The following is a 19,591-nucleotide window of genomic DNA, read 5'->3' on the forward strand; positions in this document are numbered from 1 at the left end:
GTCACGCTCCCCTCTTTCCGCTTACCCCTTCGACGCTGGCGAGGTTGATCGACCGCCTGCGTCGGTCTGCCGCGCCTCCCACGTAGCTACGAGAAATGTCGCCATTGCGCCGGCAAGATTCACCGCGAGTTCCGCATGTCGGGCTTGTGGACGCGCCCGTTTTGGGCCGGGGCTGTGTGCATCGCTCAATTTGTTGCGCAGAGCGCCCAGCGACTCGACGACGGACTGGCAGCTTCCGAGAATTTGCTTGAAGACCTGCTCGGTGTGGCCATCAGGCGCGAGCTTCAAAACCTTCGCAAGTTTGCGGTAAAGCACCGGCAGATCGTCAGTCTCCTGCCAAGTCTCGCCCGCCTGATCCAGAATCCATTTGCTGACATCCTCTAACAACGTGCGGGCAAGTGTGATGGCTCCTGCCGGCTCCGAAGCGCGCCGCTCCAATGCCATGGTCCAGCGCGCGTGCACCTGGGTTGGGTCGAATGCTGCTAGCGTCGCCGAAATGCTTTCGTCCGCCGGAGATCCGGTCGAGGCTGATCGAACGGTGTAGAACGGACTCCCCGAGATTCGACCCGCCGGAGCCAAGGTGTAGCCATCGTGACGCAACAAGTCATTAATCTGCTCGGCCAGCTTGACCTGCTCTGGCCCCGAGCGAGTCTCCGGCGCGGTGACCGCCGCGAGCAACTTGAATAACTGCGCGCGAGAGCACGTCAGCACACCAAGTGCCTCCAACACGTCGCGGTTTGAGAGGTCATCGTTCCGAACAGTGTGCCGATGGAGATAGTCTTCAAGCGTCGCCTCGCTGCTCGGGTGTGGCGCGCGCAACGACGCGATGGGCCAAAGACCTCGAATGAGCTCCATGTCCTCGATCTCGCGCGCGAGCGGCAGCCGATCGAATAGGGCGATAAGGCGTCGCCGCGTGAGCGTTGTCACCGGCGGCCCTTTAAGCTCGTCGATCTTGGCCAACTGCTCCCCTAGTTGAAAATGGCTCTCCTCGGATGTGAGCTGGCGGGCACTCGCTAACACCTGATCCGCTGAAACAACTGCGAGCCGCTTCTGGGCATATTTGTACTTGCTTGCGAAAGCTTCCTGTTCCTCGCCATCGCCCAGATTGAGACGCCGGCATAAGCCTGGAACGTCATAGGCTTTCGTGTCGGCAATCGCCGACGCGAGCAGATGACATAGCTCTTTGAGCATGGCAGGCGGGCAGGAAGTGGACATCGTAACCGGTGCGGCTAGCCTAGCGGATGATCGCTGCTTCGTCGTTCTGGACCTTGGAGCGTCTCGATCCACGGCCAGCGGAGGCTGCCGTTCTGGAAAGTTCGGCTGGAAGCTCAATTGGCAAGTCGAACGCCAATTCCCGGAGCGCATCGCGACACTCGATCTTCTTTGCCCACTCGCTCACCATGCGGTTACCTGCCGTCTTTCGAAGCGCCTTGTCGATCTTCCCCACCCAGCTCTCAAGAAGCTTATTCAGCTCAGGTGATATCGCCTGACGCGTCCAGATCACTTCAAAATCAATGCGTCCGCCGCACGCCCACGAAAGGCACGCAACGGTGTACGCAACAATGTTCGCCTGAAAGGCGGCAAACTTCTTTGCTCGTACGATAGATAGAGTGGCTCGGAAGAGGATCGCCTTCGCAACGAATGCCTTAAACCAGGTTGTATCCGGCTCAAACCCATCCGGATGCTCGTCCTTGAGGGCCTGCATGAAGAATTGAAAGTTCTTCTGATTACCAAAGCTCACCTGGTGCGCCTGGCCCTCCCAGGCATTCAGGTATTTCGCAAGATCGGTCTTCGAGAACCTGCGCTCCTTTGGAGTTTCCTGTGCAAACCGTCGCTTCTGACGCGCGGCGAATGACGCTTTCAACTCTGCTGCGCCATAGCTTCCGCGAGCGCGCTCATAGAACCAGCGGCCCTTGCCATCGGGCAACCAGGTGTTGTTGGCGAGCTTTTCAACGGTGACGTGGAACGGATCATTTGCGGAGAAGTCTGCGGGCTGAACCGTATTCTGGCTGTTGGCTGATTTCGAGACCGCGGCGACCATCTCGTCAAGGTCCGCTCCGCCGACGCAGATGATCTTCGCCGGCACAGAGATCCCTTCGAGCTTGGCCCCGTCATGTCGCTTGGCGCGATGCAGGCTGGCGGTGGTCTGACCGCCATTGACGATCTGCAGGCCTCGTACCGACTTGATCCGGAACTGGCCAATCCCGGTATCCTCCACGTCCATCGCGTCAACGGTTGCGACAATGCCGTTGTTGTATGCGAGGAAGCGATGAGGGAGATCGCGAATCGTAGATCGAAGCCCTGCATTGACGCTTTTGCGACCGCGCAGCCCAAGAAACGCTCGCACGTTCAGTTCGAGCAATCGAGTGCCGTACTTCTCGTAGATGTCCGCGAGCAGCACGCCCGGTATAGAGGCCAAATAGGCGTCATAGTCGGCAGTTTCCGATGAAGCCTTGAGACAAGGGAGCGGGCCGCCGGGTTCGGCGCTGAAATCCACCACAATGTCGTCTCGGCGCAGTCCCTGTCCGAGGATTCGCTGGAGCCGTTCGATGCCGAATAGATCGACAATGACGCGCGTCCCGTCAAAAGCCTTCTTGAGATCGATCGATCTGAGGCCTGTGAGTCCATCGGATAGAAGGACGACCCGGAGAACACCGATCTGTTCGCGCGCTTCATATATATGCCGCGCCAACTCGCTCGCGTCGGTATTGGACGGTTCGATCTTCGTGTGAAGTCCCTTGCAGCTGCATTCGTAGAATTTCATCGCCTGCTGAAGGGCGCTCAGGATTTCGTCGCGATCCAAGGCCCGCGGCGGGACCTCTCCCGTGTGGATCGTCGTCACGAGTATGAGACGTTCCTCATCCTCGGGAATGGAGTAGCCGGTTATCTTGTACTTCGCTCGGGCAAAGTTGCCCTCCTGCCACAGGAGCGTGGGGTTCTCGATCGCACCTTCGTCACCCAGGCGATCCAGAACGATGCGGGTGAACTCTTCCTCGCTATAGATACTGCCATCGCCGGATTGGATCGCTTCGTCGACCTCGCCCGCAAGTTCGCGGGCGAAGGCATTCATTGCTTCGTCACTCATGAGGCCCCGCCCATCATTCCAAGAGATCGAGTCAGACCATCCGCCCCGATCAGGAAGCCGCCAAGTAGTCTTTCGTCCAGAGAGTACGACGCATCCACAATTTCCCGCGGGACCGAGAGGCCGGTCAACCGCGGAAAGTCCTCCCGCACCAGAAAGCCGTACAGGTCCTGAAGGACGAACGCGAATCCCGGAGAAGCCCCCGGTTCGCCCTCAAGCAGTCCCGCCCGCAGGAGCCGATCATCGAACGCCCGCCTTACGCCGGGCGCCGATCGATCGATGGCCTCGCGAATGTCGCGCACGGCTGCAAGCACCGTACGTCCGTCGGGCACCTCCTGGAATCGGGGCCGCGCAATGACAAGAGATGAAAGTCCCCTCCTATCAAGCTGATCCAGGCGCGATATGCGCAATAGGTTTCCCCCGCCGGCAACCGCTTTGACCTCGATCCCGATCCCCGATCTGCTGAAGTCATGAATACCATCCAGGGGACCGAACCAGGCCTCCACAGCCCCTTCATGGCCGATCGCACCCGCGAGAAGCTCCAGCACGGTGAGTTCCCCAAGCAGTCCGATCTGCTCCTCTCTTGAAAGACCCCGCCGGCCGGAGCGCAGGAAGGCCTGCCAGGCCTCCAGCCGCGACACGCCGATAGTGAGGGCCTGAGCCGGAGTTGCGGCTTGCCGGATCACATCCACAAGATCGGCGGCCAATACTTCAAAGACATCGCGCAGCGGCTCGCGCTCCAGCGCTACGGCGACGCGGACGAGTCCCGATTCCGCGTCTCGTCGGTCGCTGAGACTTACGCCCTCCGCTGCTATTCTCAACAGCGTGGTCGACGCCGCGCCGAGGGGCGCTTCAATCAGGAGCGCAATGCGGCCGTCCGGCTCTCGTATGCCCGCGAGAAAGCGCACCGATGCAGGCACCGAGAGCGCAACCGCTCTCCATTCGCGATCACTTGGGCCCGCGCGTGCAGCTTCAGCCCATTTCGATACGAGTTCGTCTCGAAGAGCTGTCATACCGGTTCGAGCCGCTGTTCGACGGTGTTGAAGCGATATCGGATCGATCGGCCGCTCCGAGAATCGGGAAAGCTCACAACGACTCCGAAGATCGGCACGTCGACGTCGCGCAGTTCTGCCTTCTCGGGCGAGAGCGGGTATAGCAGGAGCAGAGCTCTCTTTGGGTTCTCGCCACGGACCCTCCGTATTTCAGGCCCATCGGGCGTGGTTGCTTCGTCCTTGCCAGCTTCCACGCGCTTTCTGTTTGTCGCGGAAAGCGCACGATCAAACTCCGATTTATCAAGGTCGATCGCCTCATCCCGCGGCGAGAGTATGGTTTTCACGACGTACCGGCCGGATGCCTCACCACGAGGCAAGGGATTGCGTTCGATCGTCTTGAAGGTCCATTCACTTACCGAACGGGGCTCGCCGCTCCCGCCGAGAACCGCGATCGTCCAGTCGGTCAGCTCCCCGGCACCCAACTGCTCGCGGATATATGCGCTCATGCGAACGGCATTCACGTCGCGCGCCTCGTCCGGAAAAAGAAGCGAGCCGAGCAGGGTCGCTACTTCAGCACCGGCTACACCTCTCCACAGGCGGCGCTCCTCAAGGGATTTGAAACCCGCTTTGTTCGCAGGCTCGGCAGGCGGTCCGATCCGATCCAGAAAGCTTGTGATGGTCGCGGCGTTTTGCTGGTTTCTCGACTGATCGTTGAAGAGGACCGTCTGTATCTTTGCCTCGCCCTGAAATGAGACCTGGAACTCCCGCGAGTGACGCATCTTGTTCGGAGCTGTCACGAGCAGGATGTCATGCGACTGAATCCGGAGACCATATTGCTCGGGCGTTGCCCCGATCATGGCCATGTGATCCAGGCGCTCACGCAGCTCTTCTGCCGCGGTCGCCACGTGCCGGAACCACAGCTGCAGATCAGGCGTCATGTACAGCCGGCACAGATCGACGTAGCCAGGCCGGTACCCGAACCAACGGCCCATCTGCATGAGACTGTCGTACATTCTTGACGGTCGAAGAAAGTAGCTGACCGTCAGTCCTTCCAACGTCAGTCCGCGCGAGAGCTTGTCGCCGCCGATCGCGATGACGTTCAGGCCTTGCGCGGCATTGCCGTCATAGTCGAGCGCATCGCGAATTTCACTGTTGACGACCTGGGGCTTGATCTTGTCGGCGGCGGTGGAAAGTTCGCCGTCGACCGCGGACCAGTCGGTTACGGGAAGCGTCGCTCCGATTTCCGTCGCTCTGATCGTCGCAGATGTCGGCACGAAATCCTGCTCCCAGAGTTCGCGCAGTCGATCGAGGATCGGGTCCTTCTTCTTCGATCGATACTTGAGCCTGCGCTTGAGATCGGCGACCCAATCATCGACCTGCCTAAAGACCGACTGATGGACGTCCTTGTAGCGAGAGACGTGGACAAGCATCGAGTTGTGCACGTTGCGCTGACCACGTGCCGAGCGGGCGGCGCATGCGAGCACGAAGCTCAGTATGGCGTCTTCAAGCGACGGAGGAATGCGGTCCTCTCCCTCGTACCGAGGTGCGAACCCATTTTTGTGATCGATAGCGATCCACGCCTCACCGTCCTGATCGACATCTCGCGTGACATCGAGCGGCTCCTGCGCTGTGTCAGCACCTACGCCGTTGATCCCGAACAGCAGGCCCGGTCCGACGTAGTTTGACGGCGACGGAAGGTTCATGATGAAACTTCGTGGAAATACATCGTCGCCGTACTCTTCCGTTGCCGCAGCATCGTGAATGAGTATGTTCGCGAACGGGGTCGCGGTATACGCGACGTATGCGGAGCGAGAGAACGACGAGAGTAGGCGTCGTATCTGCCCGTTGATGCGCTTCGGCTCGTAGTCGGGATCGGGCCCGTCCTCGTCAAATCTCTGCTCGCCCGTGTCGACCGAAGCCTGATCAGCCTCGTCGTCGATAACGAGAAGCGGGCGCGCCTCCGTATCGCCCCGGGGGGCCAGGACCTCATTGACCCAGTTGTTCAAGTTTTCGAGGATGCGAGCGTTCTTCTTGATGACCAGAAGCACCGGCCTCTGCTGCACGCCGATCCCAAGATTGTCCGCGAACGCACGATTGAAATCCCCGTTCGCAGCCTGGGTGGTGAGGTGCTCGGCATGGATGCTGCGATCGAGCTCGCCGACACCGATCCGCGTGAAGCCGGCGCCGCCGCTTGCAGGAGTGGTGTTGTAGCCAAGAAAGTCGCGATCCATGCGACGCTGAGTCTGTTGCCTCAGCGCGTTATGCATGCCAGCGAGTATGATTATCAGCTTGTACCCGGCATCCGCTGCCTTGGCCGCGAGTCCCGCATAGTTGGCGGTTTTTCCGAACTGGACATGCCCGACGACCAGCCCGCGACGATCCCAGGGGCCTTCGCGGTTCGGGTCTTCCATCTGCTCCATGATCAGATCAGTCGAAAGGTCGATCGCGTCGATCGCCGCCGGTGGCCAACCTTGATCCTGGAGCAGGAAATCGCCGTAGCGCTTGAAGAATCTGCGACCTTCCTTTCGATTTCCGAAATACCAGGGAACGTGGCCTCGCTCATCAACGAGTCTCGTGGGTCGACCAACCTTGACGATGAGCCTCGTTTCCAGCTCCTGCACGATCGCCGCGAGTTGCTCAGCCGACATCTCCCGCGCAAGGAGTTTCGCACAGTCGCCGACCGCCTTCTCAATCTCCTCTCTGCCGACCGCAGCATCGGGATTGCGCTGTCGAAGCATCATGAGGGCCATCGATCCGATCGCATCCTCAGTTGAACTCATCGTTTCGCCCCCTGCAGCTTCCGCATCAGTTTTTCTTCGATATTCTCGACCTTGTCGAATGGATCCATCGTGGCGAGCCGCGCCGCGGCTTCGTGGGGAGTGAGTCCCGCTCGTTCCATCATTCTCGCCATGGAGAGCGCGGTCGTCACGAGTTCCGAGCTGTTGACCTCGTCGTCAGGTACGCCATGCTCGGTTACGTCGAGCCATACGCGATCTACGGGCACGGTTCTCTCAATAAGGTCGAGTAGCCCCTCGAAGAGATCGAAACCCGTCTTGTCCATACGCCTCTTGAGCAGTTCGATTAGTTCGTGGTCCCGCCGGACAGTGTACCGGCGCTTCGCGCCCTCAGGATTTACCTGCCATATTCGGGATACGCCGGTCGCCTTCTGCCGACTGCCGTATTGTCCGCGGTGGACGAAAACCTCCCGCGCCTTGCGGCGAACGTCATCGGCTATTCTCTGGAGTGCCTTGCGGATCGCGTCCGGTGGACGAGCTATCGCCTTCCGAACGTCGATGCGCCAGTCGTGGTCCGCCGTATTGGGAATATCGATGCGTATGCGGGCCAACCGGCTCGTTTCGTCGCGGGTCCACGCCCGGCTCCCGCCAAGTCCGAGCCAGCCTCCCGCGGAGAGCAAGCGCTTATGCCGGTACACGTAGAAGCCCTGCTGGGCCGTCCATCCGTCGGGGCCGCCAGCCTTCTCGAACTCGCTCTCATTGCGGAACCGGTCCCGGTGCGGCAAGACGAAACCGCGAACGCAGACCCTGCCGCCAGGCCCCTGTACTTGCTGTTCCGGATTTCGGATGATCGATTCGTCGTTTTCGAGGAATGGGTCCCACGCTTTCACCCGGCTTTTATTGAGCGTGATCTTGATCGCCCGGGCGTCGCCCGCGAGAAAGCGATGGAACACCATGCCAAGGTGGGCATCGACGCGCTGGAGGTCGGCGAGAAACGACTCGTAGCTCGGCCGATCGCTCGTTCGGCCAAAGTCGACCTTGCGCCATACAACGAGCGTGCCTGACTTCTTCGATTTCAGTTGATCGCGGATTTCGCCAGAAAGGCCGGCATCGCCGTCGATCAGATCCCATCCGCCGCCGTTCTTGCGAAGCTGGTCGAGGTCCCAAGTGAACGACGCGAGGCCCGAGGAGGTTTTCGAGACCACGGCCAGCTCCCGGCACTGGGACAGCGATGCGGTCTTGAGACCGAGTCCGAACCTGCCGAGGTCCTCAGCCGTCCGCTCGGCTTCCGGTCCGATGCCGCCGAAGCGCATGGCTTCGACGAGGCGATCGGCATCCATGCCGGCTCCGTCGTCAAGGATCCATCCGACCGGGTCTCCATCGTTCCACTCCCATTGGATATCGATACTCTTCGCGCCGGCCGCTATGCTGTTGTCGAGAATGTCGGCGATCGCTGTCTCAAGCGAATAGCCGACCCCCCGAAGGGAGCCGACCAGGGCGGCAGCGGATGGGGGTACAGCGCGCGTCGGCACAGGAATGTCTATGAGAGCCCCACGGGAACAGAGAACCGGCAACTTACCAGCGGTTGAGCGCGCTGGCGAGCCGAGTGAGCGGTTCGACATCATGAGCCGCGAGATGCGGAGCGCCCTCATGGGCCGCATCCGAGGCCGCGACACGGGACCGGAAATGACGGTTCGCCAGCTTCTGCACGCGATGGGCTACCGATTTCGGCTACATGCCCGGGACCTTCCGGGCAAGCCGGACATCGTCTTTCGCAGCAGGCGCGTCGCCCTCTTTGTCCACGGCTGCTTCTGGCACCGGCACGACTGCGGGTTGGCGTACACCCCGAAGACCCGAGCGGAGTTCTGGCAGCGCAAGTTCGATGGCAACGTTGCGCGCGACCGAAGAACGAAACGTGAACTAGAGGTTGCGGGTTGGCGAGTGGTCACCGTCTGGGAGTGCCAGCTGGGCGATCTTGCTTCCCTTGCGGGACGGCTCGCGAAGGAGCTTGGACCACAAGGGAAGCAAGGTCGCCGAGCTGGTCCGATATCTAAGGCGCGACGATCGGCGCAGAAAACTCGCGATCAAGCCAAGCCCTCACGGCGGTAGCGTCCGCGTGCCCGTGTCGCCTGAGGAGGCCGGCAATGTCGCGCGCCGAGATCACGATGATCGGATGCTGATCCTCCTTGATCTCGCGATACGCCTGCAGATCGACGTAACTCGTCGTGACGAGTATTCCGAACTGCCGGTGGCGCAGCCGAGAGATAAGGCGCGACATTTCCCGCACGCCGACGCTGTTGTCGAGCGCGTAGCACTTTGCCTCCAGGGCGAAATCAACAAGGATGGATGCGATCCCGTGACCAAGGCGCAGCTTGCCGATCGCGTCTCGACCGCCATCCCGGGACGGGCGCGTCAGGTCGAGCTCTGCGATGTCAGGCAGCATGAGCCTGGCGAGCGCGGCAGCGCATTTCTCAAAATCGTGCGGGCGCTCTCCAAAGAACTGGTGGACCTCGCGAATGATGGCGAGGTCTTCTGCGCCGGAGGGGAGTTGCTCGGTCTTGGTCCTGTATTCGATGGAGCGGGTGGATTTGAGCGGTTGATACCGACCCCGCTCCACCCAGTCGGTCCACGCCTGCGGCGCGCGTTGCGTGTGGGGCGTCCCAGCAATTACTTCTTCGATCCAGGTCCTCTCCACAAGGGGCGCATTGAGGATGGTGAAGCGTGCGCGGTAATTCTGAAAACGCATGCCGTCCGCAGTCCGCCAGATCGCGACCAGATCCTCCGCGACCTGTTGCTCCGAAGTGCCCGGCACCGCGAGCCCGAGGAACATCACGTCCCGCCACTCCCCGGTGTTGCCGAACACGAAGATCGGCGGAACGCCGCGCCGGCCGGTCTCGCCTTCGTGCGCGGCGGCAAAGATGCGACGAAGGAGCTCGTTGCCGTTGCGGGGCGTCGCATGTAGGGCGCGGCCGGGCTGCTTGTTGTCCCCGTAGTACGTGAACGCGCCGGTTTCCCGATCAAGCTCATCAGGCCAGTTGGCGTCGCTCATCGAGGAAGTCAGGACGACCATTTCAAGGGCGGCGAGAGAACCGCGGTACCGGAACCCGCCCTGGTTGGAAACCCGAAGGAGACGAGTGAACGGGTCATCGCCAGCGTTGCCGGAGCGACCGCCCTCGTACACCGCGTCGACGTGCAGATCGGCCCCTCCAAGCGCGTCGAACGAGATCGACCTCCCCGCGTCCCCCACTGCACTCTCCCCGGTTATTTCTGCTCAGGCGGCCTGGCAATGCCCGTCGAACCTGGTAAGTTGCGGCGGCGCACCACTCCTACCACGGACTTTTTCGTCGATGAAATCACTCGACGGCGTCGCCGCCAAATTGGCTCGTCTGAGCAATCCACAGGCGCGCCCCCGGGTCCTCGATCTGTTCGCGGGCTGTGGCGGCCTGAGTCTCGGCTTCCACGCGGCTGGCTGCGACATTGCCGCGTCGCTCGAAATCGACAAACTGGCTGCCCGCTCGCACGCGATCAATTTCTTCAAGGATGCGCCAAAAGAGGTCCTTGATCTCCATGCAATGCCGCGCGACGTAGCCTCGCTTGAACCCGAAGAGCTCGTCGAGGAATTCGGACTGGGTGCGACCTCGCAGGCGATCGATATCATCATAGGCGGACCGCCCTGCCAGGCGTATGCCCGGGTCGGCCGAGCAAAGCTACGCGAGATAGCTGATCACCCACGTGCGTTCAAAGTTGATCCGAGGGGTAATCTGTATCTGCGGTACCTCCACTATGTCGATCGCCTGAAACCGCTCGCGATCCTCTTCGAGAACGTGCCTGACGTTCTCAATTATGGCGGTCACAACGTCGTTGAGGAGATCGTGGAGGCGCTCAATGATATGGGATATGATGCCGCGTATTCCCTGATCAACTCCGCGCATCACGGCGTGCCCCAGATGCGAGATCGCGTCTACATGATCGCCTATCGCAAGGAGCTGGGAGTGGTCGTTCAATTTCCTCGGGCAACGAACCACTGCGATCTCCCGCGAGGATACGCGGGAACCCGTGCCGTCTCCTTGAAGCTGATCAACTCGTCAGAGGGATACGCGTTCATTAAACCCGATACCGGCCACAAAGGGCTTCCGCATGCGGTGACTGCCCGCGAAGCTATCGGCGACCTGCCGCCGGTCACGAGCCACCTCGAAGGCATGCTAAAGCGTGGGGCGAGGCGCTTTACCGAGGCGGCATATTACCGCAGAACGGCCTGGGACAACCTATCCTCCTACACCCAGCTCATGCGATCGTGGCCCGGCTTCAAGGCCGGCGATGCTGTCTATGATCACGTGCTGCGCTATCTGCCGCGCGATTCCAGGATATTCAAGGCGATGGCGCCCGGCGATGAATATCCGCAGGCCCACCGCTTGGCAGAAAAGCTATTCAAGGCTGCCGCAAGCCGTCGCAAGCTGTCACCCAAAACCGCGGAGTGGCGATCCCTTCGCGATTCGATGGTGCCGCCGTATGATCCGAGCAAGTTTCCGAACCGATGGTGGAAATTGCGGGCGAATGGTCCCGTTCGGACACTCACGGCGCATATCGGCAAGGATACCTATACCCACATTCATTACGACAGCGACCAGGCGCGGGTGATCACGGTTCGCGAGGCCGCGCGACTTCAATCGTTTCCGGACGGCTTCGTTTTTGCGGGCACGATGAACCCCGCGTTTCGGCAGATAGGAAATGCTGTTCCACCAGTCATGGCGCGCGAACTCGCCTTTGAGATCATTTCAAGTCTGCGAGACGCGCTCATTCCCGCTGTGGCGGCCGAATAGGCATAAGATAAGCCCTCGCATGACGCGAGGACGATGGACTAAAGGGTTGTCCGAGCATCAGCTCTGGCGGGGCGTCTCATGACAACGCCATGCGTCAGGCCTTCTGAAGCTGATGGTCGACGCGATGCATGCTCGGTCTGCGGTTCAGCGCGACCACCCTGCGCCCCGCGGCGTAAGTGCAGTGGCCTTTCTAGCGGCCTAAATTCGAGCCGGCATCAGAGTAGCGCGGGAGGTCGATTTCCGCGTCAACGCAAAGATAGTTAACACCATCCCTCACGGTGCTTAGCAACGTTGAGTAGGCGGTTTTGTAAAACACCCTCTTTTGGGGCATTTTCTTGACTTTCTCGTATTTCAAATGCGGGAAAGTTATAGGTTGCCTAGCCCGATTCCAGGTTGTACAACCTTTGCGTATCTGAAATACGTGAAAGTTACAATGTCACTCTACCTAGTTGGCGAGAACATCGACAAAGCCCGCGCCCACTACCGCGCAGAAACGGATCAGCTCACTCAACTCGTCCGAGGTATCTACGTTGATCCGGACGATGACGCCGACGCAACAGTCCTACGGTATGCCGTCCGCATCGCTAAATATCTTTATCCCCGCGCCTATCTATCCGGTGCAAGTGCGGTTCTACTCGGGCCCACGCGCGATGGGCGCCTCTTCTTGAGCGCTCGGCGTATCCAGCGCACTCGTATCCGCGCCCTAGAAATCATCCAAAACCAGGCTCCCCCGCATCCCTCCATCGCTTCCGCCATCGTCGCCGACGGGATCAGCGAGTTCAGAGTAGATGTATCCTCGATCCGCCAGCGCTTTCTTGAAGCTTTTCGGTTGCGCAGCGAGCATGCCGCGTCGATCGACGATGCCATGCGTGACGTCATTGCTGCCCGGCTCATTGAGGAATATGGAACTGCCGAAGAGGCTGCAAAAGCGATTTGGGCACTCGCCCGCGAAAACGACTGGCTCCGCGAGGGCGAAGGAGCCGAACGCTACCTCTTACGGAGATCGATTGTGACGGCACGTAATGAAGCTGCACTTGATCTTATCGTGGCATGGCACCGCGAACCGCTTGGGCATCTTCGCCATGACGGATTCGAATGGCGCTGGACGCCCCTCGAAAAGAAAATGCCGCCACTCATTCGACAGACCACACCGGGCAAGCTTCCGCCGTTCATTGTCTCGCTCCTTCCCGAAGGATGGTTGGAATCAGTCCTAAAAGATCGGGATGAACGGGCCGCCCTGCGTTCTGGCAAGCGCTACATGTCCAACATCACGATCGTCGATAACGAGGCGGAGCTCAAGACGCTTCCCGAAGACGTTCTGATTACTCGCCTTTCGCGATATTCAAAGGACGGCATATTCACCGGCACCTATGGCGGCCCTGGACGCGGAAGTCTCAACGAAAGCTTTGAGCGCAATCTTGCGCGGATGTTTGAAAACAAAGAGACACCACGACTTTCCGGCATTCAGATCAAAGCACCTCTCTACCTCGATCAGCACGGCAAGCTCTTACCAGCGACCGACAAGCCATTTACGCACATTCTCAAACCTGCGGGAACGAGCGGCTATGAAGCATTACCAATCGTCGAATGGCTGGCGCTTGCACTGGGCCGTGCTTGCGGGTTCGAGGTTCCTGAGGTTGCGTTAATCAACATGCCGGACAACTTGCCGCCAGCGCTCATCGTAGAGCGCTTTGATATTCGCTCAGGCGGCAATGACACTCGCATGTTGGCGCTTGAAGATTTTTGTTCCGTGCTGGGCGTGCCGACGGAGGCAAAATACGATGGCACCATTGATCGGATGGCTCGCCAAGCACGCCCGCTCTCGACGGAACCGGATGAGGACGTCGCCACAATCATCAGGCGATCTCTGTTCGCTTGGTTGATTGCTGATGGCGACATGCATCTCAAAAATATCGCCTTGCTTAAGATCGCAGAGCCTGGTGAAGACAAATTCAAGTCGGTACGCATGGCTCCAATGTACGACGCGGTGACTACGCGCGTGTTCCCAAATCTCGCTCACGATCGGATGGCTCTTAAATTGAACGGCAAGGATGACAAGCTAAGGCGCGTTGACTTCAAGACTGTTGCTACCCGAACGGGGCTTAAGGCTGGAACAGCAGATGAAGCTATTGACGCTTTGGTTGCAGATATGCGCAAGGCGGTCGACGCAGTTAAGCTACCGGTCCTTACTCACTACGGCCCCGACGGGAGGGCCGTCGCCGATCAGGCGCTCGATATCGCGCGCAAACGCGTGGAAAGCTTCAGCTAGGGGAAGGTCTCGCCCGTCGGCGTAACCGGCGACACGGCCGTCGGTCATCTGGCATAACGAAAATGACGCTCCTATGATTATTGGTCAAAGTCGAAGGGAATTTTGGCGTGGTTGACTATCGCACACTAGCGCGAGCGCGCGAACTCGCTGCCGAGGCGCGATGGCAAGCGAAGATCAACGGGGCCATCGATGCGATCGCAAAAGTTACTAAAGCGGCCGCGTTGGTACGAAAGGCAGAAGCGGAATTTGCACAAGCGGCGGGAGCTGATGCCACCTCTTCGGAATCGTGGCTATTGGAGGAGCGCGACCAATCCATCGACCCCCAGGGCCGTGACGATGTGATTTCGGCGTTGCGCGACGGTGGTTATTCGGAACATGAAATCGAAGCCGTGTTGATTGCGCTCCCACAAGACGTCAACGCCGGCAATAAGTCCACCGAGATGGCAGCATTGGTAGCCGAAATCAGGGCTGTCGTCTCCGGCGAAGCGATCGCCGCAACGGTGGCCGATCAGAGTGACAGTGCCAAATCAGAAGCTAAACCTAGCTTGCAGGACAAGATTCCTCCGCAGAGCGTTCGCATTTTGCGGGATATGCCGCCTTGCGGCGCGACTTGGACCATGAAGCATAAGACGATTGCTGATCGCCTTTCCCGTTACTGGGACGCGGCGGGCGAACCCTACAGCGGCACCCACGACTCACTGATACGTGCCGTCAAGGAAGCGAAGCGGTACCGAGGCGATATGGAGCAGTGACCAATTCCCAGGCTCTGCTCTCGTACCTGAACGGATGATTTCGCCGGGATGGCCGCGCCGCCTCTAGAGATTCCCTTGCCCGATGACAGGCGAAGCACAGGACCATGGTGCCTTTGCGATCCGCGCTGAGATCGCGCGTTCAGTCGATTCTCTCCGAATGCTTTCCTGACCTCGGATCGAGGCCTACGCGCCCGCAAGTGAACCACTGCGAAGCGATCCCGGGATGCTCCCGATTCATCCCGATTGGTCCCGAGATTTTCTATCCAAAATTCGGCAAGTGTGTCGTCGTAATCGGTGAGGCGCCGAGCATCTTTAAGCGCTCCACCGTTACAGCAACGCCCGGGTGGGACGCCCGGCGATAACGCATGGAGCAGTGAATGACTACCGACGATCATCTTATTGACGAAAACGAGGCCGCGCAGATGCGTAGCCAGAGCGTGCGAACGCTGCAAATGGAGCGGCTACGCGGATCCGGGTGCCCCTATGTGAAATTGGGGCGCTCGGTTCGATATCGGCGCGGCGACGTTCTCGCCTACATCGATGCGCGGATCGTGACGTCCACCACCGAGGCTGACGCGAGGAGGGGGGCACGTGGTTAAGCACCTCCACAAACGCTCTGATAGCGAAACCAAACAGACCGGGCGGGATGCTCGGCGATCGGTGCTGCCAATTCGGCCGGCAATCCGCATGGTCCGACGGCACTATTTCGATGCCAACAACGGCAGCCTGATCAGCGATGGTGTGGTCGAAGTCTGTCGCGATGTGCGGCTCGGCGAGGGGTTCGTCTGCAAGCGTGACAAGCGTTTGTATCCGATCAAGCGCGGTTGCGGACGCGACTGCGCCTGCCTGCAATGCGATGCGGAGCCCCGGCGCGACAGCCGGCCGCCCAAAGCGACCGTCCAAACATGCCCCTGTGTCAAGTGCCAGCTTCGGCGGGAGCGGCGGCAATGACAGCGGCGTTCCGTGAAGACCTGATTCCGGCCTACCGAGTCAAGCGCGATGACGGCGGGCTGTCGCTGAAGTTTCGCTGTCCGCACTGTCGCACCGTGCACACTCATGGCGAACCGCCTGACGAGCCGGCGGTGGTTACGGGTCGCGTGGCCCATTGCCACGATCCGCGATCGCCGTGGCGAGGGAGCGGCTATCGGCTGATGATTGTCGGCGCCGTTGGCTCGTCCAGGCAGCTGCCTTCGATCACCGCAGCCGACATTGTGGCTCTGAATGAGGCGATGGCCGGCCGATGACGACGCACAAGCCAATTGCCTTCGCGCGCATCGCGTCGGCGGCGCGCGCTCAAGCCGAGTCAATCGTTTCGCGCTGGCTGCCGAACGGCCGCCGCGAAGGTGTCGAATGGATCGCGCTCAATCCGATGCGCGGCGACGCGCGGCCGGGAAGCTTCAAGATCAATCTCCGCACCGGCTCGTGGGCCGACTTCGCGACCGGCGATCGTGGAGGCGATCTCGTCTCCCTCGCCGCCTACTTGTTTAGGCTGAAACAAGCCGAGGCGGCGTTGCGCGTGGCGAGTATGCTCGGGTTGAATCCCTATGAGTGATCCATTTGCACCACTCGGCGGGAAACCCGCCTCCACGCTAGCGAATGATCCCGCTGGACGCGGGATCGTTGTTCCTGTCCCCAGTTCCGCGCCTTCGGCACCGTCGCACCCGCTCGGGAAACCGTCGGCCACATGGCGGTACGCCGACGCCAGCGGCGCCCTGCTTGGCTACGTGCATCGTTTTGATCAAGACGGCGACAAACAATTCCGTCCGCAAACTCTATGGGCGGATCACGCGCGTAGCACTCTTGAGTGGCGTTTCGAGTCGTGGCCGTCGCCGCGTCCGCTTTATGGCCTCGATCGTCTCGCAGCCAAGTCGGGGGCTCCTGTCGTCGTCACCGAAGGGGAGAAAGCATGCGACGCAGCTGCCCGCTTATTGCCGGCGGGCTTTGTTGCGGTCACAAGCCCGAACGGCTCAAGGAGCGCGAAAAAGGCCGACTGGGCGCCGCTCGCTGGCCGTCATGTGATCATCTGGCCCGATGCCGATGCGGCCGGCCTTGAATACGCCGAGTCGGTAGCATCTATCCTCGCGCCGATTGCGGCGTCTGTCCGCATTGTGTCGCCGCCCGAGTCCTGCACCGAGGGCTGGGACGCAGCGAATGCCGAGGCCGAGGGATGGACGACGGCTCGCGTCGCCGCGCTGATCGACAATGCGCGCGTTGGCCACGCCAGCAAACCCGAGCAAACGGCCGAAGCCGGCGAGCGAAAGCGCCGCGAAAGCCGCAGCGACGCGCTGATGGCCGCTCTCGAAGGCCTCGCTCTTTGGCACGATGCTGATCATGTGGCTTACGCCACGATCGAGATTGCCGGCCATGCCGAGAACTGGGCGCTCAAATCGCAGGCTTTCAGGAGGTGGTTAGCAAACCTGTCCCGTTTAAAAACGGGACAAGTCATCAGTAGCTCGACGTTGGAAGATGTGATCCGAACGTTGGAAGCGATCGCAATCAATGAATGTCCTCGCCACACCGCTTGCTTGCGCGTCGGTCGGCATGGCGCAAATTGCTATCTTGATCTTTGTGATGACACCTGGCGCGCCGTTGAGATCACGGCGCATGGATGGAAAGTGGTGGAGCGCCCCCCGGTTAAGTTCATTCGAACACCGGCCATGCGGGCGTTGCCCGAACCGGAGCCCGGCGAAGGTATCGAGATTTTTCGAGACCTGGTGAACGTCAAGGATGATGACAGCTTTAAGCTTGTCGTCGCGTTCATGGTCGCCGCCCTACGTGACCGTGGCCCTTATCCCGTGCTCGTGGTGAACGGCGAGCAGGGCACCGGCAAGTCTGTGTTTTCGCGGATGGTGCGCGGCTTGATCGATCCCAGCGCGGCGCCGATCCGCGCTGCTCCTAAGGATGATCGCGACCTGATCGTGTCGGCCATGAACTCGAAGGTGCTTGCCTTCGACAATCTTTCCTCGGTGCCGAACTGGCTATCGGACGCACTTTGCCGAATCGCCACCGGCGGCGGCTTCGCCACCCGCATGTTGCATACCGACCGCGATGAGGTGATCTGTGAAGTGCAGTCTCCGGTGATCCTTAACGGGATTCCATCGCTCACTGATCGCGCTGACCTAGCCGATCGGGCATTGAACGTTCACCTTCGGGTCATCCCTGAGTCCAAGCGCCGCCCGGAAGACGCGTTGTGGGAGGACTATCACAAGCGCCAACCCTTGATTCTCGGTGCATTGCTCGACGCCATCAGCGCCGGGCTGCGCAACGTTGCCAGCGTCAAATTGGATCGCCTTCCGCGCATGGCCGACTTCATGAAGTGGGTTACTGCGGCAGAGAGCGGTCTTGGGTGGGAATCGGGAGAGTTTGTGGCCGCCTACACACGCAACCGCGTTGAGGTTGCGGACGGCGCGTTTGAAGCCGATGCGGTGGCAGTTGCAATCCGAGACTTTATGCGTGCGGGTACCGAGCAGGTTTGGACTGGCACGGCAACCGAGTTGCTGGGTCGGCTCGCCAACCACGCCACTGATACGATTCGTAAGTCGCGCGCCTGGCCGGCCACGGCTTCGGGGCTCGGCAACCGCCTCGATCGCGCGGCGCCGTTGCTGCGCGCCAAAGGTTTCACGATCGACCGACGCAAATCTGACGCGCGGCTGATCTCGATTATCGCGCCCAACGACGATGTGGCGCCAATTTAGGAGTCACTGATGTCTCAAATCGCTTTTGACAACGAACTAAGCAGGTTTCATCTTACTGGCCAACGGATGCCGGGCGTGATTCCGTCTTCGCACTGATTCGCGGAGGCGAGACATGGCAGGTAAATCTCCAGTCGTGGCGAGTGAAGAGCAGCAGGCGGCATTGCGGACCCTTGCAGTTTCGCGCGATCGCGGGGAGGCGGATCGGGCGAGAGCCGTATTGCTGACGTTATCGGGTTGGACCAGCCCACGCATTGCGGAAGCGTTCGGCGTTCGCGAGGATACGGTGCGTCTGTGGCGCAGCGATTTTGCGCGCGGCGGGGTCGAGGCACTCAAGACGAGCCCTGCACCGGGACCGGCCCCTGTCAAAGCGGAAGCTGCGCTGAGAGTTGCGAGGCCATTGCTGGAAGCGCCGGTTGCCGACCGGCACAACTGGACGCTGGCGCGCCTCATTGGCGAGATCGAGGCCCGCGAGGGCGTCACCATCTCCAAATCGCGTCTGTCCAAGGTGCTACGCAAAAAAAGTTCCGCTGGCGCCGACCGCGACACACCCTGAAGGGCCGCCAGGACGCCGATGCCGTCGACCGCGTGGGCCTCAGGCTGGCACTGCGAAAGGCGCAGGCAGAGGCCGGTGATATCGTGCTTCTCTTCGCCGATGAGAGCGAGGCGTTGACGCATCCTTATCTGGCCAGAGCCTGGGCCAAGTGTGGCGCCGATCTGCGGGTGCAGGCGCCAGGACAGGCCAAGAAGGTTGCGATGATGGGAGCGCTCGATCACACCGCGCGCAAGCTCATTGTGCACACAAGCCGAACCAAGCGTAGCACCGATTTCATTGCGCTCTTGGAAACGCTCGACGGTCTGTATGGCCCGAGGCCGGGTCTGCCGACGAAACCCGTCGTCGTCGTGCTCGACAACGGGCCGATCCACGTGAGCAAGGCGACAACCGCTGCCCTCACGGCCCGTGCCCACTGGCTCACCGTCGAATGGCTGCCCAAGTACGCGCCCGAACTCAACGACATCGAAGTTGTCTGGCACGATCTCAAAGCCCATCATCTGGCCCACCAGACCTTCACCGATGCCGAAGCTCTCGATCGAGCAATCCACGCCGCCGTAACCTCCTTGAACTCCGAGCGAAACCTCGATCCGTTGGCCAAACAAAGAATCTCTGCTTAGATTCGGGGCTCTGGCTCTCCATTGCGGAACTGGCGCGACTCAAGAAGCTGTCGCGACAAAGCGTCCACGAGCGTGT

At 60.6% G+C, this 19,591-nt stretch carries 17 protein-coding genes; 11 read left to right on the forward strand and 6 right to left on the reverse strand.

All coding sequences use genetic code 11. The features are described 5' to 3' along the window. Nucleotides 1–21 precede the first annotated feature (21 nt). From B5525_RS04150 to B5525_RS04170, 5 genes are read right to left on the reverse strand one after another with little or no spacing between them, the layout of a single operon-like run. Entirely contained in the window at nucleotides 22–1,191 is a 1,170-nt protein-coding gene (locus tag B5525_RS04150; RefSeq protein WP_079564841.1) for an abortive infection family protein, read from the reverse strand. Between the two features lie 43 nt (nucleotides 1,192–1,234). Next, nucleotides 1,235–3,085 (reverse strand): AIPR family protein, encoded by a 1,851-nt coding sequence (locus B5525_RS04155; RefSeq protein WP_079564843.1) that lies wholly within the window; start codon nucleotides 3,083–3,085, stop codon nucleotides 1,235–1,237. Continuing rightward, entirely contained in the window at nucleotides 3,082–4,095 is a 1,014-nt protein-coding gene (locus tag B5525_RS04160; protein WP_079564844.1) for a PD-(D/E)XK motif protein, read from the reverse strand. Before B5525_RS04160 ends, B5525_RS04155 begins: the two co-directional genes overlap by 4 nt. Next, nucleotides 4,092–6,854 carry a Z1 domain-containing protein gene (locus B5525_RS04165; protein WP_079564845.1) on the reverse strand — a complete coding sequence of 921 codons (2,763 nt, stop codon included), beginning with the start codon at nucleotides 6,852–6,854 and terminating at the stop codon, nucleotides 4,092–4,094. The genes B5525_RS04160 and B5525_RS04165 overlap by 4 nt, the downstream gene beginning before the upstream one ends. Beyond that, a complete protein-coding gene (locus B5525_RS04170; protein ID WP_244567826.1) occupies nucleotides 6,851–8,461 on the reverse strand; it encodes an ATP-binding protein in 1,611 nt (536 codons plus the stop codon). Before B5525_RS04170 ends, B5525_RS04165 begins: the two co-directional genes overlap by 4 nt. Here B5525_RS04170 and B5525_RS04175 point away from each other — a divergent pair. Next, nucleotides 8,460–8,918, forward strand: coding sequence for a very short patch repair endonuclease (locus B5525_RS04175; RefSeq protein ID WP_338075262.1), 459 nt, complete (start codon nucleotides 8,460–8,462; stop codon nucleotides 8,916–8,918). The genes B5525_RS04170 and B5525_RS04175 overlap by 2 nt on opposite strands. On the opposite strand, the gene B5525_RS04180 is transcribed toward B5525_RS04175, so the two are convergent. Continuing rightward, nucleotides 8,860–10,056 carry a restriction endonuclease gene (locus B5525_RS04180; RefSeq protein ID WP_154073057.1) on the reverse strand — a complete coding sequence of 399 codons (1,197 nt, stop codon included), beginning with the start codon at nucleotides 10,054–10,056 and terminating at the stop codon, nucleotides 8,860–8,862. The two genes, B5525_RS04175 and B5525_RS04180, sit on opposite strands and share 59 nt — an antisense overlap. A gap of 100 nt (nucleotides 10,057–10,156) precedes the next feature. Between B5525_RS04180 and B5525_RS04185 the strand changes: the two genes are divergently transcribed. The 10 genes from B5525_RS04185 to B5525_RS45255 all read left to right on the forward strand — a co-directional run bounded on the left by B5525_RS04185 (nucleotide 10,157) and on the right by B5525_RS45255 (nucleotide 19,515). Continuing rightward, nucleotides 10,157–11,629: a DNA cytosine methyltransferase gene (locus B5525_RS04185; protein ID WP_079564848.1), complete on the forward strand. Its 1,473-nt coding sequence runs from the start codon at nucleotides 10,157–10,159 to the stop codon at nucleotides 11,627–11,629. Between the two features lie 433 nt (nucleotides 11,630–12,062). Next, complete coding sequence (locus B5525_RS04190) at nucleotides 12,063–13,898, forward strand: HipA domain-containing protein (protein ID WP_079572923.1); 1,836 nt, start codon at nucleotides 12,063–12,065, stop codon at nucleotides 13,896–13,898. Between the two features lie 107 nt (nucleotides 13,899–14,005). Then, the gene (locus B5525_RS04195) at nucleotides 14,006–14,650 is read left to right on the forward strand and encodes a hypothetical protein (protein WP_079564849.1); all 645 of its coding nucleotides are present in this window, start codon (nucleotides 14,006–14,008) and stop codon (nucleotides 14,648–14,650) included. A 377-nt stretch (nucleotides 14,651–15,027) separates the two neighbouring features. Then, on the forward strand, nucleotides 15,028–15,249 hold the full coding sequence (locus tag B5525_RS04200; RefSeq protein ID WP_079564851.1) for a helix-turn-helix transcriptional regulator: 222 nt from the start codon (nucleotides 15,028–15,030) through the stop codon (nucleotides 15,247–15,249). Continuing rightward, nucleotides 15,242–15,601: a hypothetical protein gene (locus B5525_RS04205; protein ID WP_154073058.1), complete on the forward strand. Its 360-nt coding sequence runs from the start codon at nucleotides 15,242–15,244 to the stop codon at nucleotides 15,599–15,601. Before B5525_RS04200 ends, B5525_RS04205 begins: the two co-directional genes overlap by 8 nt. After that, nucleotides 15,598–15,894: a hypothetical protein gene (locus B5525_RS04210; protein WP_079564854.1), complete on the forward strand. Its 297-nt coding sequence runs from the start codon at nucleotides 15,598–15,600 to the stop codon at nucleotides 15,892–15,894. The genes B5525_RS04205 and B5525_RS04210 overlap by 4 nt, the downstream gene beginning before the upstream one ends. After that, complete coding sequence (locus tag B5525_RS04215; RefSeq protein WP_079564856.1) at nucleotides 15,891–16,202, forward strand: hypothetical protein; 312 nt, start codon at nucleotides 15,891–15,893, stop codon at nucleotides 16,200–16,202. Before B5525_RS04210 ends, B5525_RS04215 begins: the two co-directional genes overlap by 4 nt. Then, entirely contained in the window at nucleotides 16,195–18,345 is a 2,151-nt protein-coding gene (locus B5525_RS45760) for a hypothetical protein (protein ID WP_197687900.1), read from the forward strand. The genes B5525_RS04215 and B5525_RS45760 overlap by 8 nt, the downstream gene beginning before the upstream one ends. Nucleotides 18,346–18,457: 112 nt before the next feature. Further along, nucleotides 18,458–18,898, forward strand: coding sequence for a helix-turn-helix domain-containing protein (locus tag B5525_RS43565; protein WP_079565021.1), 441 nt, complete (start codon nucleotides 18,458–18,460; stop codon nucleotides 18,896–18,898). Beyond that, nucleotides 18,895–19,515, forward strand: coding sequence for an IS630 family transposase (locus tag B5525_RS45255; RefSeq protein WP_244567997.1), 621 nt, complete (start codon nucleotides 18,895–18,897; stop codon nucleotides 19,513–19,515). The genes B5525_RS43565 and B5525_RS45255 overlap by 4 nt, the downstream gene beginning before the upstream one ends. The last annotated feature ends 76 nt before the right edge of the window (nucleotides 19,516–19,591 follow it).

The sequence above is a fragment of the Bradyrhizobium erythrophlei genome (assembly GCF_900129505.1).
Classification (GTDB): Bacteria; Pseudomonadota; Alphaproteobacteria; order Rhizobiales; family Xanthobacteraceae; genus Bradyrhizobium; species Bradyrhizobium erythrophlei_D.